At 65.0% G+C, this 14,721-nt stretch carries 17 protein-coding genes; 5 read left to right on the plus strand and 12 right to left on the minus strand.

Going from position 1 to position 14,721, the window contains the following annotated elements:
* Positions 1-153: 153 nt before the first annotated feature.
* The 3 genes from ASE30_RS08360 to ASE30_RS08370 all read left to right on the plus strand — a co-directional run bounded on the left by ASE30_RS08360 (position 154) and on the right by ASE30_RS08370 (position 2,921).
* Positions 154-1,098, plus strand: coding sequence for an LD-carboxypeptidase (locus ASE30_RS08360; RefSeq protein WP_057283990.1), 945 nt, complete (start codon positions 154-156; stop codon positions 1,096-1,098).
* A gap of 134 nt (positions 1,099-1,232) precedes the next feature.
* A complete protein-coding gene (locus ASE30_RS08365; RefSeq protein ID WP_057283843.1) occupies positions 1,233-1,577 on the plus strand; it encodes a helix-turn-helix domain-containing protein in 345 nt (114 codons plus the stop codon).
* Between the two features lie 18 nt (positions 1,578-1,595).
* Positions 1,596-2,921 (plus strand): type II toxin-antitoxin system HipA family toxin, encoded by a 1,326-nt coding sequence (locus ASE30_RS08370; RefSeq protein ID WP_235515223.1) that lies wholly within the window; start codon positions 1,596-1,598, stop codon positions 2,919-2,921.
* Here the strand turns inward: ASE30_RS08370 and ASE30_RS08375 are convergent.
* From ASE30_RS08375 to ASE30_RS08390, 4 genes are all read right to left on the minus strand, one after another.
* Entirely contained in the window at positions 2,912-3,376 is a 465-nt protein-coding gene (locus ASE30_RS08375) for an Rrf2 family transcriptional regulator (RefSeq protein WP_057283844.1), read from the minus strand. The genes ASE30_RS08370 and ASE30_RS08375 overlap by 10 nt on opposite strands.
* A gap of 48 nt (positions 3,377-3,424) precedes the next feature.
* Positions 3,425-4,303: a cyclopropane-fatty-acyl-phospholipid synthase family protein gene (locus ASE30_RS08380; protein ID WP_156407584.1), complete on the minus strand. Its 879-nt coding sequence runs from the start codon at positions 4,301-4,303 to the stop codon at positions 3,425-3,427.
* A 45-nt stretch (positions 4,304-4,348) separates the two neighbouring features.
* Positions 4,349-5,698, minus strand: coding sequence for an APC family permease (locus tag ASE30_RS08385; RefSeq protein ID WP_057283845.1), 1,350 nt, complete (start codon positions 5,696-5,698; stop codon positions 4,349-4,351).
* Between the two features lie 433 nt (positions 5,699-6,131).
* Complete coding sequence (locus ASE30_RS08390; RefSeq protein WP_156407585.1) at positions 6,132-6,596, minus strand: hypothetical protein; 465 nt, start codon at positions 6,594-6,596, stop codon at positions 6,132-6,134.
* A 149-nt stretch (positions 6,597-6,745) separates the two neighbouring features.
* Here ASE30_RS08390 and ASE30_RS08395 point away from each other — a divergent pair, with 149 nt between their 5' ends.
* A complete protein-coding gene (locus ASE30_RS08395) occupies positions 6,746-7,132 on the plus strand; it encodes a DUF6152 family protein (protein WP_200964410.1) in 387 nt (128 codons plus the stop codon).
* 21 nt (positions 7,133-7,153) lie between these two features.
* Complete coding sequence (locus ASE30_RS08400) at positions 7,154-7,639, plus strand: DUF6644 family protein (protein ID WP_057283848.1); 486 nt, start codon at positions 7,154-7,156, stop codon at positions 7,637-7,639.
* Between the two features lie 3 nt (positions 7,640-7,642).
* Here ASE30_RS08400 and ASE30_RS08405 read toward each other — a convergent pair whose 3' ends face one another.
* From ASE30_RS08405 to ASE30_RS08440, 8 genes are all read right to left on the minus strand, one after another.
* The gene (locus tag ASE30_RS08405; RefSeq protein ID WP_057283849.1) at positions 7,643-8,578 is read right to left on the minus strand and encodes an SMP-30/gluconolactonase/LRE family protein; all 936 of its coding nucleotides are present in this window, start codon (positions 8,576-8,578) and stop codon (positions 7,643-7,645) included.
* Positions 8,579-8,673: 95 nt separating this feature from the next.
* Positions 8,674-9,048, minus strand: coding sequence for a DUF1294 domain-containing protein (locus tag ASE30_RS08410; protein ID WP_057283850.1), 375 nt, complete (start codon positions 9,046-9,048; stop codon positions 8,674-8,676).
* A gap of 166 nt (positions 9,049-9,214) precedes the next feature.
* Positions 9,215-10,117, minus strand: a complete 903-nt coding sequence (locus ASE30_RS08415) for a polysaccharide deacetylase family protein (protein WP_057283851.1) — start codon at positions 10,115-10,117, stop codon at positions 9,215-9,217.
* 28 nt (positions 10,118-10,145) lie between these two features.
* Positions 10,146-10,856 (minus strand): ABC transporter ATP-binding protein, encoded by a 711-nt coding sequence (locus tag ASE30_RS08420; protein ID WP_057283852.1) that lies wholly within the window; start codon positions 10,854-10,856, stop codon positions 10,146-10,148.
* A complete protein-coding gene (locus ASE30_RS08425) occupies positions 10,834-11,616 on the minus strand; it encodes an ABC transporter ATP-binding protein (RefSeq protein ID WP_057283853.1) in 783 nt (260 codons plus the stop codon). The genes ASE30_RS08420 and ASE30_RS08425 overlap by 23 nt, the downstream gene beginning before the upstream one ends.
* Entirely contained in the window at positions 11,613-12,614 is a 1,002-nt protein-coding gene (locus ASE30_RS08430; RefSeq protein ID WP_057283854.1) for a branched-chain amino acid ABC transporter permease, read from the minus strand. The genes ASE30_RS08425 and ASE30_RS08430 overlap by 4 nt, the downstream gene beginning before the upstream one ends.
* A 6-nt stretch (positions 12,615-12,620) precedes the next feature.
* On the minus strand, positions 12,621-13,490 hold the full coding sequence (locus tag ASE30_RS08435; protein ID WP_057283855.1) for a branched-chain amino acid ABC transporter permease: 870 nt from the start codon (positions 13,488-13,490) through the stop codon (positions 12,621-12,623).
* 6 nt (positions 13,491-13,496) lie between these two features.
* Positions 13,497-14,669 (minus strand): ABC transporter substrate-binding protein, encoded by a 1,173-nt coding sequence (locus ASE30_RS08440; protein ID WP_057283856.1) that lies wholly within the window; start codon positions 14,667-14,669, stop codon positions 13,497-13,499.
* Between the last annotated feature and the right edge of the window lie 52 nt (positions 14,670-14,721).

Consider the following 14,721-nt stretch of genomic DNA (forward strand, 5'->3'; position numbering starts at 1 on the left):
GGGCGCCGGCGCTTGCTGCTGAACGCAGGCGCCTTGTGCCTGTCCGGCCTTGCCCTGAGCGGTTGCGCCACCCGTGGGGTGGACTCCCGCAGAGCCGTGCCGGCCTCGAAGCCGATGCCCCCGTCGGCCCATGCCCAACCGGCGGCGGCGCCCGTGCCCGCGCTCAAGGCCGGGGCTCGCATCGCCATCGTGGCCCCGGCATCCGCCGCGCCCGATGCCAGCGACCGCGCAGCGCAATGGCTGGAGGCGCGCGGTTTCGTGGCGCAGGTCATGCCGGCCTCTCGCACCCGGCTCGAGCCTCCCTATGACTATCTGGCGGGTACCGACGCTCAGCGGCTGGACGATCTGCACACGGCGTTCGCCTCGCCGGACGTTGGCGCGGTGTGGTGCCTGCAAGGCGGTTTCGGTTCCTGGCGGCTGTTGGACAAGCTGGATTTCGGGCTGCTGCGCCAGCATCCCAAACCCTTCATCGGCTACAGCGACATCACCGCGCTGCATCTGGCCATGCAGCGGCAGGCGGGCTTCGTGACGTTCCACGGACCCATGCTGGCGCAGGACTTGCTGGCCGGCAAGCGCGAACCCACCGAGTCGCACCTGCTGGCCATGATCGGCGGACAGTTCGGACAGGGCGCCTGGATCGAACCGCCCTTTGGCGCCCGGCCGGTGGAGCTGGTGCCGGGCGGCGCAAGCGGCCGTCTGGTTGGCGGCAACCTTGCGCTGATCGCCGCGCTGACCGGCTCCCCCTATGAAATCGACACGCGCGACGCCATCCTGTTCTTCGAGGACGTGAACGAGGCCTTGCCCCGAGTGGACCGCCTGTTGAGCCAGCTTGCCGCCGCCGGCAAGTTCGATGGCGTGAAAGGGGTAGTGGTGGGCAGCTTCACCCGCATCCTTGGCACGCACATGGAAGACGACGAGGCCCAAGGCCTGCTGTACCCGCTGGTGCTTGAGCAATTTGGCGCCCGTGGCATTCCCGTGTTGGCCAACTGGCCCAGCGGGCACGGAGATCCCAACCTGACCTTGCCGCTCGGCGCGCGGGTGACGCTGGACACCGGGCGGGGCGCATTGCGGCTGGACCAGCCGATCACCACGGCCTAGCCCTAGCTGAATCACCAAAAATGCCTCATTAATGAGGCATAACGCCCCGTAAAGCACCATAAATATACACTTAAGGCACTTCAAGTTGCGTCATTAATAGTGCATTATTGCCCTGCAAGCACTATTATTGAGTCATGAAAAAGAAAATCGAACCCAGCTTCGATGCCGCCGAAGCGCTGGCTCGGCTGGGCGCCAACATCCGCACCGCCCGGTTGCGCCGCAGCGAGCCCGAGGCCGCGTTGGCCAGCCGCATGGGCGTGTCCAGGGCCACCATCGCACGGCTTGAACGGGGCGATGGCGGCGTTTCGCTGGCCCTCGCGCTGGAAGCGCTGCTGCAGTACGGCTTTGCGGACCAGGTGTTCGCCCTGGGGGATCCCGATGCCGACGGCGTGGGCAAACGCCTGGACGCCGTGCGCCGCCCCAGCCGGGGCAGCGGCAAGGCCCCTAGCTCCCATCGCGCCGATCCCTCCAGACTCTAACGCCGGGCGGCCAAAACCGTGCAATCCAAGAAACACAAGTCGGTGGAAAGCGAGCTCTTCGTCTATGTGGACATCCGGGGAGAAGCCGTCCTGGCCGGCGTGTTGACCCTGGACGATTCGGACGAAAACCACTTCTTCGCCGAATTCACCTACGTGCAATCCTATGTGAACGACCCGCGCGCCTTCGCGCTGGATCCGCTCAACCTGCCGCTGGCTGACTCGAAAACGACCTTCCGGACCGAAAGCCGCTATCAAACGCTGGGCGCCATATTCGATGCCGCGCCCGACGCCTGGGGCCGCAATGTCATGCGGGTCGACAATGCGGGGGCGCGCGTGACGGAAAACGAAGTCCTGCTCAGGGGCAGGGGAATGGGCGTGGGAGCGCTGTTCTTCAGCGCGCGCCAGTTGACGCCGAACATGCGCAAGACCTACCGGCTGCCGGAAGTCAGCGAACTGGAATCCCTGGCCGACCTGCTGACGGACATCGATCAGGGCGTCAAGCCCAAGGGCCTGTATCGCGACATCCTGGGCAGTTCCTGGGACATCGGCGGGGCGCGCCCCAAGACGATCGTGCGCGACGAACAGGGCGAAATGTGGATCGCCAAGTTTCCGCGCAAGGGCGACTCCTACGACCGGCAGCGCGTTGAATTCGCCAACCTGCAGATGGCGAAGGCCATCGGCCTGACCGTCCCCGACATCCGCCTTGCCGAAACGCATCTGGGCGCCGTCCTGCTGACGCACCGTTTCGACCGCGACCTGCTGCCCGTCGAGCGCGGTGCGGATCCCGTCATCGCGCGGCGCCATTTCCTGAGCGGGGCCTCGCTGATCAGCCCCTCCGTGCAGATCGGCAAGCGGGAACTCGACGGTCCGCGCGGCAAGGCCACCTATTCCTATGCGCGGCTGGCGGACGTCACTCGCCGGGTGTCGTCGAATCCCGTGCAGGATCTGCTGGAGCTCTATGCGCGCATGATCCTGAACGTGGCCGTCCACAACACCGACGACCATCTGAAGAACGTCGGATTCCTGAAGGACGACGACGCGCAGACCTACCGCCTGTCGCCGCTTTTCGACGTGGTCACGCAGGAGGGGTCCGCCAAGCACTACCTGCACATCGGCGCCGAGGGTCGCGAAAGCTCATTCGCCAACTGCCTGACCGAGTACCGACGATTTGGCTTGCGTTCCGAGGCGGCCGCCCAGTCCATTCTTGAGCGGGTCCTGGCCGTGGTGGGTGAGCGTCAGCGCTTCTACCAGGCGGCGGGCATGGCGCCGGACGAGATCGCCCATGTCGAAACGGCGTTGATAGCGTGGCGACAGCCTGGGGCATCGTCCGCCGTTCAAGCCTGATGCACGGCGTCCAGGTCGAAAGCCTGCCCGCGCTTGAGCATGCGCGCATGGAAGTCACGACTCAGCTCCGCCAGCGTAACCTTGCCGAACCGCTCCAACAGCAGCGCCTGGGCCTCTTCGAAGGCGCCGTTCAGCGACGCATTCACGGCTTCTTCCACCAGGCATCCCGGCGCTTCGCTGCGGTTCGCCATGGCAAAGATCTCGGGTGATCCCAGGGCATCGTAGATATCGCGCAGCGTGACGGTGTCGAAGTCGCACGAAATCGACCATCCGCCGCCGTGGCCTTTGCCCGACCGGACGAGGCCCTGTTCCCGCAGGCCCGCCATGATGCGGCGGATGACCACGGGGTTGGTCTGCATTACCTTGCCCAGGTCGTCGGAGGTCATGGGGCCGGCGTGCTCCGCCATGTGCAGCAGCACGTGGAGGACGCCGGAAAGCTTGCTGTCTCTTCTCATGCAACAGATGCTATTGCATGAATGCGCCGCCGGTCAACGTGGGGCCTGCTAGTTGCGCTTGGCCGACCAGTCGCCCTTGCCGGACGCGGTGCCGCTCATGCTTCGCCCATTGACCAGGCCCGCGTAGCGCACGCCGTCCGCCGTAAACGCAATGGCCGCGCCATCCATACGCGCATCCGAGATCGGCGTGGAACCCAGCTTGCCTGACAGCATCTGATACCGCTGTTCCAGCTGCAGGGTCTGTCCACCCATGTCCCACTTGCCCTCGACCTTGGCCGGCACGATCCACAGCAGGGCGGTGCAATAGGTCTGGCAGTTCTGGGTGACGGTCTCGGACGCATCCGGCTCCCAGTCGCCCATGCGAAACGTGTTCGACACGACGCGGGTGCCCGCAGGCAGGCTCAGGATCCGGGGCCGCAATTTTTCGTTGATCGTCGACAGCAGGAACATCGTGATCACATCGGCCTGGGACAGATCGGTGGTGAACAGATCCGCCGCGACGAACGTGGCGCGGTCCGCCACGCCGGCGCGCTTGGCATTCTGGCGCGACAGTTCGACCAGATCGGGGTTGTATTCGATGCCCTGCGCGGTCAGGCCGCGCTGGGCAGCGGTGATGACCGTGCGGCCATCGCCCGACCCGAGGTCCATCAGCCGGTCCTTGGGCGTGACCTTCGCCATGTCCAGCATCTTGTCCACCAGGCTCTGAGGCGTCGGCACCCAGATGACGTCCTTGCCGTCCTGCCCGACGTCCGGCACATAGCCTTTCTGCTGGCTCGCCTGCGCGGCAGCCGCGGGCGCGGCCTGGGCCATGGCGCCGGCCGCATGAAACAGCGTCACCGCCATCGCCGAAGCCAGCATCGCGGCCCGGATCGGGCGCAAGGACAGGGGCAGGCGAGCGCGGGGGGAAGATAGGGTAGAGCGTCGCATGGTGAAGATTCCTTGGGTGGGGGAACACGTGGAAGAGAGACCGTGCTAGCCAGCCGCCTGGGCCGGCTTGAGCAAGCGCAGCAAGGGGATACCGGCCCCCAGCACCGCCAATCCGATCAGGGCGCCGGCCCCGGCATAGAGGGCGCTGGAGACGACGAGCCCGGCGCAGGTGAGGACGAGCAGCAGCGGGGGAAGGGGATACAGCGGGACTCGGAAAGGCCGCGGCCGCTCGGGGTCCAGGCGCCGCAGCCGCCACACCGACGCCGCCACCAGCAGCATGAATAGCCAGAAGACCGGTGCGGTATAGGCGACCATGGTCTGCACGCTGTTCTGGCTGAATGCGCCCAGCGCCACCAGCGCCAGCGTGATCACGCCCTGCGCCAGCAGGGCGCTGACGGGCGTTTCGTTGCGCGCGCTCCATCCCGACAGCGCGCGCAGCCGGGGCACGTCCCGGCCCAGCGCGTAATACACCCGCGCGCCCGTGATGATGGTCCCGTTGATGGTGCTGAGGGCGGTGGCGCAGATGGTCAGGCTGAGCAACGCCGCCGCATAGGGGCCCGCGGCCAGCCGCATGACCTCGGCGCCCAGCGCGGGCGTATCGCGCAGCCCTTGCAAGCCGAAGATCTCCAGCAATGCGATATTGGTCAGCACGTAGGCCCCGGTCACCACCGCCGTGCCGATCAGCAGCACCCGGCTCATGTTGCGCGCCGGATTCCGCAATTCACCGCTCAGATAGGCGGCTTCGTTCCAGCCGCCATACGTCAGCAGGACGAACACCATGCCCATGCCCATCAGACCCGCGGCGTTGCCCGATAGCGGCGCGGGTTCGGCGGCGTGCTGCAAAGGGTTCCCCGATGCGGACAGGCAGGCTATCAGCACCGCGGCCAGCGCAATCAAGGTCAGTATCGTGAAGACCCATTGCAGGCGCTTGGAATAGCGCGTGCCCACCATGTTCAAGCCCGTCAATACCACGATCGAGATGGCTGCATGCACCGCCGGTCCTTGATCTCCCAGAGGCATCAGGCGCTGCGCATAATCCCCATAGATGAAGGCGACCACGGCGATCGCGCCGGTCTGGATGACCGAGCAACGGGCCCAGGCGAACATCAGCCCCACGCGCGGGCCCCACGCCCGGGTCAGGTACAGGTATTCGCCGCCGGCGCCCGGATAGGCGGAGCCCAGTTCCGCATAGCAAAGCGCGCCCACCAGCATGACCAGCCCGCCCGCGCACCAAAGGGCGATGTACATCGCTTCCGTGGCGGCATGCTGCGCCACCAGGGGAGGGAAGCCGAAGATGCCGATGCCGATGACCACGCCGACCAGGACCATGGTCGCGTCCATGACCGACAGGCCCGGGGGCGCGCGTTCGATGACGGCGTCGGGAACGCTGCTCATCGCGGGGCATTCAGGACAGGGTTCGAATCCGCGTGGGAACGCGAGCAGAGCAGTGTCATGCCATTCTCCTGGTTGGGCGCCCGGATGCCGCGTGGCGGCGAAATGCAGGCATATGCTTACAAATGCCTGAACATAAAACGACCCATTCGCAATGGAGAAAGTTCCGCAGGGTTTTCCTGGGGGCGCAATAGCGCATGCCGAGGATGTCGACCCAGCCAGCCGATTTTCGATAGGAATTTACCTAATGTAGCCCCTGATTAATATAGCCTATCTTATTGTTATTAATCGAATATGTTCCAACACTTAAAGTGTTTTATCTAAAGTAGAACATTAACTAAATTGTGCATCCGGAGATCCACGCGGCTTCCATTCGGCGGAAGAATATCCCCCGGCTGGTGTCCGTCCTCATCCATCTGCGCGTCCGCCGACGCTGTCAGTGCAAGTGCTGGCGCACCCAATCCGCGGAGGCCCCGGACAGCGATATATCGCGGGCCGCCGCGTCAGCCGGTTTGCATAGGTACAGGCAGCAGGCGACATAGCAGTCGCCGGACAGCGCCAGGATCAGCATGGGATGCGCCAACTCACGCGGAAACGCCCTCAGAAACCGGCTGGCGAGCTGATCTGGATCCCCCGCGCCCAGGGCGTCGCGCAGCAGTCGCAAGGCGACGCCATAGAGCCAAGGCGCAACGGTTGCCAGTCCGAGAGCGCGATGGGCCTGCGCGCATCCGCCAAAAGCCTGCGCGATCGCGGGCGCCTTGCTTTGCATTTCTTCTTTCAGCAGCCGCTCCAACTGGCCGGAATGCCGCTGCACCAGATCGCGGAGCTGCACCTCGGTCCCTGCCTGCTCCGCGCCGCGCCGTGGCAATGCGCGAGCGTGATCATTCGAAAGCGTAGCCATTTCCCTACATCGTGAAACTCGTCGCCGCATTAGATAGCGCGGACGCCTCCTTTGGTATCACTGAAACTTGGTATTTCGCGAGTCTCGGACTGCTATGCTTTCTTCACGGGCGCCGGCAAGAGGCCAATCGCAACTTCAGGAGCATCGACATGAAGCTATCCAAACGCGCGTTACACGCAGGAATGGCGCTATCCGCGCTGGCAGCCGTCGCCCCCGCGGCCATGGCGCATCACGGGTGGTCTTGGGCCGAATCCGAGCAGATGACCTTGCAAGGCACGGTCGAACAGGTGCAGATCGCGCCGCCGCATCCCACCCTCAAGGTGCGGGCCGCGGATGGCGTGTGGCTCGTGGACCTGGGCAATCCCACCCAAACGAAAGAGGCCGGATTCGTCGAGGGCTCCGCCAAGCCCGGCGATGCCATCACGGCCATCGGCAACCGCGATCAGGACGCCGCCAAAAAACACATGAAGGCTGTCCAGATCAAGGTGGGCGGCAAGACCTACGACATCTATCCGAGCCGCATCAAGAAGCCCTGAGCCGCGCGCCAGCCCCCGTCGATGCCCGACCTGTTGCGGGTCTTCCTAGAACAGATCGAAGCCTTGCCGCCATCGGTGTGGCTGCGCCATTCCGGCACGCTGTACCTCTTGGTCAACGCCGCCCACATCGGCGCCATCGGCCTGCTGATCGGTTCCATCGTGCCGCTGGATCTGCGGCTGCTCGCCGTGATCAGGCCCGGCCCCCTGGAAATCCTGGCACCCGTGCTCGCGCGTACGGCCGCGATCGGATTGGGACTGGCCGCGTTGACCGGCGCCTTGCTGTTTTCGGTGCGGCCACAGGAATACCTGCAAAACCCCGCATTCGCGATAAAGATGGCCCTGTTGGGGGCGGGCGCGCTCAACGCCGGGTTGGTGCGCCGGAGCAAGGCATGGAACGACGTGGTTCAGGGAGCCCCCCCAACCGGCGCGCTACGCCTTCACGCGGCGGCGTCGCTGCTGCTATGGCTTGGCTGCCTGGTAGCGGGGCGCTGGATCGGATTCTTGTAAACGTCAGGGCGGCGCCGCGCCCTGGGCATCCACATACAGCGCAAAGAGGCACTGTCCCGTGACCATGAACAAGCGGTTGCGCCGCGCGCCCCCAAAACACAGATTGGCGCATCGGTCGGGCAACGCGACGCGCCCGATGGCCACCCCGTCAGGCGCGAACACCATCACCCCGTTCAGGGTAGGGCCCGAACCCCAGCCGGCCCAGACATTGCCGTCAGTATCGCAGCGTATGCCATCGGGAAGGCCCTGGTCGCCGGCGTCGACGAAGACGCGCCCATGGGTCAGCGTTCCGCCTTCGGCGACGTCATACACCAGGATGCGGTTCGGCCTGGAGCCGTTGTCAACGACATACAGCAGGCGCTCATCGGGTGAAAAGCACAGCCCATTCGGGTTCGGGACGTCCTGCACAACCGCCTCCATCCGCCCGTTGGCCGGGTCGAGCCGGTAGACGTGGGTCGGCAATTCGGGCGGCGTCTTGAAGCCTTCGTAGTCATTGAGAATGCCAAAAACCGGATCCGAGAACCAGATTGAATCGTCGCTCTTCACGACGACGTCATTGGGCGAGTTCAAGCGCTTGCCCTCGAACTGGTCCGCCAGCACGGTCAAGGTTCCGTCGTACTCCGTCCGAACCACCCGGCGCTCTCCGTGTTCGCAACTGACCAGCCGGCCCTGACGGTCCCTGGTGTTCCCGTTGGCGAACCCCGACGGCTTGCGATAGACGGACACCGCGCCGCTTTCCTCGTCCCACCGCATGATGCGGTTATTGGGGATGTCGCTCCAGAGCAGGCATCGGCCATCGCCGAACCAGACCGGGCCTTCGCCATATCGGATGCCGGTAGCCAGGCGTTCCACGCCGGCGTTGCCGATCCGGTATTTCAGGAAGCGGGGATCCAGCACCTCGATGGCGGGATCGGGATAGGACTCGCTCGGTTCCCACATGGGATCTCCTTTGGCGGCAAGCGGCTACCTTGCCCGGCCGGCCCGGCACGTGTCCATCCGTCTGTCGAATGCAGCCCCTTGCCCAGGCCCCTCCGTTATAACGCCGCCAGCGTGCGCACGGCCGGTGTGCAGAGCAGCACGAAGCCCGCGATGTTCAACAGGACCGTCAACCAGAATACGGCCCGGAAGTCCGCCTTCACGGACTTGTGCCGAAGCCATTGCTGGCCCAGCAGCGCCCCGGGCCAGCCTCCGGCCAGCGACAGCAGATGCAGCGCTCTCTCCGAAATCCGTCTGCGCCCGGCCCTTGCCGCCGCCTTGTCGAAGGCGTAGGCCGCAAACGTCAGGACGCTTAGCGCCAGATAGGCCATTCCAACCAGGCCTGGCACCGACCATTTGAGCCAGGCCAGGGCATACACACAAAGGAATACTGGAATCGGCGTCAACTGTGCGCTGAATCGCGCTGTGGCCATGGGACCGTCCGGCGGTTTGATCTGGAAGCCGCCATTGCACCACAGGGCAGCGGGGCACTACTGCCTTTGGCCGGGGTTTCCAATAAAGGGGGCAGCGGAAACGGGCTCTCGATGAGGGTGTCAACCGCTAAACGCTGCCCGGCCGCGTGAAATACCTCTACAAGTACTACATGGGCCGTGCCAGGACGTTCGAGCCGAGCGATGCGCAATGGTTGTAGATCTCGCCCGGGCGGGTGAACCATACCTTGTGGCGCTGCGGGTGCTCGGCCATGTACTTGAGCGCGCGGCGCAAGGCGCGCAGGCGGTACGGCTGGCCCACGATCATGGTGTGCAGCGCGATGCCGCAGACCAGCGGTTGCTGTTCGGATTGCGCAAGCATTTCCTCGAACTGCTCGATGATCATCTGCTCGAAGTCTTGCGCGGTATGGCGGCGTACGAGCATCTGCGGCGAATCATTGATTTCAAGCGGGTACGGAACCGACATCAGGGGCCCGGCCTCGGTCCGCATCCAGAGGGGTTGATCGTCCGCCGGCCAGTCCATGACGAACTTGTAGCCGGTTTCGACCAGCAGCTCGGGGGTCTGGTGGCTTTGCGACATCCAGGGACCCATCCAGCCGCGCACGGTCTGCCCGGTGTGCTCGAGAATGGCCTCACGCACCTCGGTCAGCAAGCGGGCCTCGTCGGCGGGCCACAAATGGCCCTGGGCCTCGGCGTTGGTGCGGCCATGGCCGATGATTTCATCGCCGCGCTTGAGGATGGGCTCCAGAACCTGCGGGCAATAGTCGAAGATGACCGTGTTCATCAGGTGGGCCGCGGGCAACTGCAGTTCGTCAAACAGATCCAGCAGGCGCCAGACGCCGACGCGGTTGCCGTAGTCGCGCCAGGCGAAGCCGCGGACGTCGGGTTGGGGCAGTTCCGTGCCCAGGCTGTGCCCGCGTCCGGCCCCGAAGGCAAAATGCTCGATGTTCAGGCCCAGGTAGACGGCCAGTCGCTTGCCCTGGGGCCAACTGTAGTCCGGACGCGCGGCGATGGGGCTGTAGGGATAACGGTCATGGTAGGGAAGCAGCATGAGGCAGGATCCATGGAAAGGGGAACGGTTACACACCCAGAAAGGCGGTTTGTACTTTGGGGTCTTCGAGCAGGGATTCGGAGGCATCGTCAAAAACTTTTTCGCCGAGCTCCAGGATAGTGGTGCGGCGCGCGACGCGCATTGCCCAGTTGGCGTTCTGCTCGGCCAGCACGAAGGCCAGCCCTTCACGCGCCTGGATCTCCAGCAGGATGTCGCCGATGCGCTCCACGACGATGGGCGCCAGGCCCAGCGAGGGCTCGTCGAGCAGGAACAGGTCCGGCTTGCTCATCAACGCGCGGCCGATGGCGAGCATCTGCTGTTCGCCGCCGGAGAGGCTGCCGGCCGCCTGCCGCGCGCGTTCCTTCAGGCGCGGAAAGTAGCCGAATATCTGTTCGCGGCGCTCATCCTGCTGGTCGCGGCCCCGGGCGAAGGCCCCCATCCTCAGGTTTTCCTGAACGGTCAAGGATGGAAAAACACGCCGCCCCTCCGGAGAGAAGCCAATGCCCAGTTTCACGATGTCGGAGGCGGCGGCGCCCTTGATGCTTTGGCCGCGCCACAGCACGTCGCCCCCGTAGCCGCGCACCAGGCCGGTGATGGCCTTGAGCGCGCTGCTCTTGCCCGCGCCGTTCGCGCCGATAAGCGCCACGGTGTCCGCTTCCTGGATGGTCAGGTTCAATCGGCGCGTGCCCGCGACCCGGCCATAGCTCACGCACAGATCACGCAATTCCAGCAGTGACATTTCTCGTCCCCAAATAGGCCTCGACAACGCGCTGATCGCGCAGGACTTCATCCGGCTTTCCCCGGGTCAGCTCCTCGCCGGCGGCGACAACCAGCAGACGGTCGCACAGACCGGCGATGAACCGCATGTTGTGGTCGATGACCATGACCGTCACGCCGGACTCCCGTACGCGCAGAATGACGTCGCGCACCTGGTCCGTTTCTTCGGCGCTCAGCCCCGCGACGGGTTCGTCCAACATCAGCAGTTGCGGACGCGCCGCCAGCGCGATGGCGATCCCCAGGATCTTCTGCACGCCGTAGGGCAGGCTGCCCGCCGCGGTGTCCGCGACGCCGGCCAGTCCCAGGCGCGCCAGCAGCTCATCGACCAACTGGTCTGAAGATGCCCGCCGGCGCCGGGCGTCGGGTGTGTCCATCAGCGAGGCCAAAAAACCGGGATAGCGCTTCAGGTACGAGCCCCGGACGACGTTCTCCCGCACGCTGCGGGCGGCGTAGACCGCCGTCGACTGGAAGGTCCGCACCAGTCCCTTGCGGGTCAGATGCGATGGCGCCATGCCGGTCACGGCGTCGCCCTTGAACACGACCGAGCCGCTGGTCGGCCGGATGACGCCGCTGATCAGGTTGACCAGCGTGGTCTTGCCCGCGCCGTTGGGTCCGATCACCCCCAGGATTTCCCCGGGAAGCACATCGAAGCTCACGTCATTGACGGCTTTCAGTCCGCCGAAGCTGCGGCCCAGGCCTTGAACGATCAATAGTTGCTTCATCGACGCGCCTCCTTGCGAGCACGCAGCGCGGCGCGAGCCATCTGTACGATGCCGGCCAGCCCTCCGGGGAACGAGGCCATGATCACGATCAGCGCCAGCCCGAAGACGATGCGCTGCACTTCGACATACCCGCGCAGCAGTTCGGGCAATGCAACCAGGACGACCGCGCCGACGATGGGGCCGGCCACGTGGTACATGCCGCCCAGCACGTTCATCACCACCAGATTCAACGAGTCGGCCATGCCGAACGTGGTCGGGTCGATGTAGCGCATGAAGAACGCGAGCAGGCCGCCCGCCAGGCCCGCCATGGCGCAACCCAGGACGAAGATCCCGACCTTCAGGCGCAGCACGGGAACGCCCGTGCATTCGGTCAGGCGTTCCGCCTCGCGCACGGCGTCGATGGCGCGCCCCGTCTCGGAGCGCAGCAGGCGGATGCAAAAGGCGCCGCACAGCGCCGCCGCGGCCAGCGCCACGTAATACTGCGCGGCGGCCGTATCCAGGCCCGGGTGCAATTGCGGCAGGTTGGACAAGCCGCTGGATCCGCCCGTGACTCCCTCCCATTCGACCAGCACCAGGCGGATGATTTCCCCCAGCAGGAAAGTCACCAGGACAAAATACTTGCCGGTCAGCCGCAGCAGGATCGGACCGACGGCCAGCGCCAGCGCGCCGGCCGCCAGCGCGCCAGCCAGCAGCCCCAGAAATGGCGGCAGCCCCAGGCGCATGACGGAAAGCACGCAGGCGTACGCGCCAACTCCCATGAAACCCGCGTGCGCCAGCGAAATATGGCCGCAGCGGATGATCAGATGCAAGCTCAGCGCACCGATGATATTGAGCAGGATCAGCGTGCCGATGGTAAGCAGAAAGGTGTTGCCCGACAGATAGGGCAGGGCCAGCAAGGGCAGGGCGGCGACGGCCGCCACGCAGGCAAGCCGCAGCCCGGGGCGCGCGCCGTCACGGCCGCGGCGCGCGGCAAGAACAGGGGTATGAGCGTTCGACATTTGGCCTCAGCGTTCCGGTTTTCCAAGCAAACCCCACGGCCTCAGGACCAGCAGGGCGATGACGATGCCAAACGACACGAAGGTCGACGTGGCGGAGCCGTAGAACGTCGACAGAAAGCTCTCGCCGAATCCAAAGATGACGCCGCCCAATGCGGCGCCGGGAATACTGCCCATGCCGCCCAGGATGACCACGACGAAGGCCACCATCAGCGGCCGCTCGCCCATGAAGGGTGACAGCGCGTAGGTCTGGGCGTAGATGGCCCCGGCGATGGCGGTCATGAATACGGCCAGGAAGAACGCCAACTGATAGACGCGGCGCGTGTTGACGCCCTGGGCTTCGGCGATATCCAGATCTTCCGCCGCGGCGCGCATGGCCAGCCCGTAGCGGCTCAGGCTGATGAATGCCCAGAAGGCCAGCAGGACGCCGATCGCGATACCGATGACCATCAGCTTGTCGGCGGGAATGGAGACCGTGCCGATCTGGACCATGCTGTCCATGACGGACGGAATGGAGCGTTCGTATACGTCCCACACCAGCACGCTCGTATAGACGATGACGATGTCCAGCCCAAGCAGGCCGATCATGCTTTGGAACATCTTCTGGTAGAAACGGCGGAACACCAGCCATTCCAGGACCAGCCCCAGCGTGGCGACCGTCACCCCGGCGAGCACGATGGCGATGACATACGGCAGGTGGAATTCGCCGAAGTAATAGTGCAGGGCGTAGCCGCCCAGCATGGCGAAGCCCCCATGGGCGAAGTTGACGACCTTCATGATGCCGAACAACAGCGTGAAGCCGAGCGCGATCAAGACATAGATCGCGCTCAGGCTCAAGCCGTTGACCAGCACCTGGGTCAGGACCGGTGCTGAAAACATGAGCCCTTACTCCTTGGCCGGCGTCAACGAGGTGACGGTCTGGGGCTTGCCGCCCTTGATCTGCGTGATCCAGAAGCGGTTGAGCAACTGGCGATTGACGCCATAGGCTTTCTCGCCGCCCCATACCACCGGGCCATAGATGCCCGCGTCGTATCCCTCAAGATCCTGGAGCGCGGCGCGGACCTTGTCCGTATCCGTCGCGGTACCGGCGTTCTGCATGGCCTTGAACAGGATCCGGGTGGCGTTGTACCAGCCGGGCGTCTGGGCGTTGATCACGCCGCTCCAGCGCTTCTTGTAGCTGTCCACGAACTTCTGGGCATGGGGGTCGCGAAAATCGAATACGTCGTAGGAGAGGAATCCTTCGGCGTTCGGTCCGGCGATATCGTTGATTTCGTCGATGGCCGGGCCGCCCACCTGCCAGATCAAGCCCTTGAAGCCGATCTGGCGCGCCTGCTTTACCAGCAGACCGGCTTCGCCCGGCGCGTTCAGGTTCAGGTCCAGCAGGTCCACGCCTTGCGCCATCATCCGGGTCAGCAGCGGCGTGAACTCCTTGGATCCCCGCTCATACTTTTCGGACCAGACGTCGTAACCGTTTTCCTTGTAGGTTTGTCCCAGCGTGGGCATGACCACCTGGCCGGTGGCGTCGTTGGGCACGATGAGAGCCACCTTCTTGACCGCGGGATGGTTCTGCTTGAGCCACTTCACCATCGCCGGGCCGAACTCCACGTTGCTGTTCATGGCGCGGAAGTTGTAGGCCTCCTTGCCGCCGTTCTTGAGGATCTCCGGGGCATAGCCGTTGGACAGCATGATGGCCCGCGCCTGATTGGTGATGGGAGCGGCCGCCATCGCGGACGGCGTGCCGATAGGCCCGACGATGAACTGGACCTTGTCGAAATTGACCAGCCGCTCGGCGGCCGTGCGCCCGCCTGTCGCCGTGTACTTGTCGTCGTACATGACGAGTTCCGGCTTGTACGTCTTGTCGCCGATCTTCAGGCCTCCTTGGGCGTTGACCTCGTCGATGGCCATTTCCACACCCCGCTGCACGGCCAGGCCCCAGGCGGTGCCGCCGCCCGACAGCGGCCCGATGCCGCCGATCTTCAACGTTTCCTGGGCTTGCGCCGGCAGCACGGAACTGGCCGCCACGCCCGCGAACAGCAGTGTGCCCAGCAGTTTGGTCATACGGATTCCAGACATAGACTTCCCCTTGAGTTTTTGGAACTGCGCCATGGCT

This window comes from Achromobacter sp. Root83, assembly GCF_001428845.1.
Classification (GTDB): domain Bacteria; phylum Pseudomonadota; class Gammaproteobacteria; order Burkholderiales; family Burkholderiaceae_B; genus Achromobacter.

Coding starts and splice junctions, on each gene's coding strand:
- ASE30_RS08365 (WP_057283843.1), top strand. CDS start 1,233: ATGAAAAAGAAAATCGAACCCAGCTTCGATGCCGCCGAAGCGCTGGCT.
- ASE30_RS08375 (WP_057283844.1), bottom strand. CDS start 3,376: ATGAGAAGAGACAGCAAGCTTTCCGGCGTCCTCCACGTGCTGCTGCAC.
- ASE30_RS08380 (WP_156407584.1), bottom strand. CDS start 4,303: ATGCGACGCTCTACCCTATCTTCCCCCCGCGCTCGCCTGCCCCTGTCC.
- ASE30_RS08385 (WP_057283845.1), bottom strand. CDS start 5,698: ATGAGCAGCGTTCCCGACGCCGTCATCGAACGCGCGCCCCCGGGCCTG.
- ASE30_RS08390 (WP_156407585.1), bottom strand. CDS start 6,596: ATGGCTACGCTTTCGAATGATCACGCTCGCGCATTGCCACGGCGCGGC.
- ASE30_RS08395 (WP_200964410.1), top strand. CDS start 6,746: ATGAAGCTATCCAAACGCGCGTTACACGCAGGAATGGCGCTATCCGCG.
- ASE30_RS08400 (WP_057283848.1), top strand. CDS start 7,154: ATGCCCGACCTGTTGCGGGTCTTCCTAGAACAGATCGAAGCCTTGCCG.
- ASE30_RS08405 (WP_057283849.1), bottom strand. CDS start 8,578: ATGTGGGAACCGAGCGAGTCCTATCCCGATCCCGCCATCGAGGTGCTG.
- ASE30_RS08410 (WP_057283850.1), bottom strand. CDS start 9,048: ATGGCCACAGCGCGATTCAGCGCACAGTTGACGCCGATTCCAGTATTC.
- ASE30_RS08415 (WP_057283851.1), bottom strand. CDS start 10,117: ATGCTGCTTCCCTACCATGACCGTTATCCCTACAGCCCCATCGCCGCG.
- ASE30_RS08420 (WP_057283852.1), bottom strand. CDS start 10,856: ATGTCACTGCTGGAATTGCGTGATCTGTGCGTGAGCTATGGCCGGGTC.
- ASE30_RS08425 (WP_057283853.1), bottom strand. CDS start 11,616: ATGAAGCAACTATTGATCGTTCAAGGCCTGGGCCGCAGCTTCGGCGGA.
- ASE30_RS08430 (WP_057283854.1), bottom strand. CDS start 12,614: ATGTCGAACGCTCATACCCCTGTTCTTGCCGCGCGCCGCGGCCGTGAC.
- ASE30_RS08435 (WP_057283855.1), bottom strand. CDS start 13,490: ATGTTTTCAGCACCGGTCCTGACCCAGGTGCTGGTCAACGGCTTGAGC.
- ASE30_RS08440 (WP_057283856.1), bottom strand. CDS start 14,669: ATGACCAAACTGCTGGGCACACTGCTGTTCGCGGGCGTGGCGGCCAGT.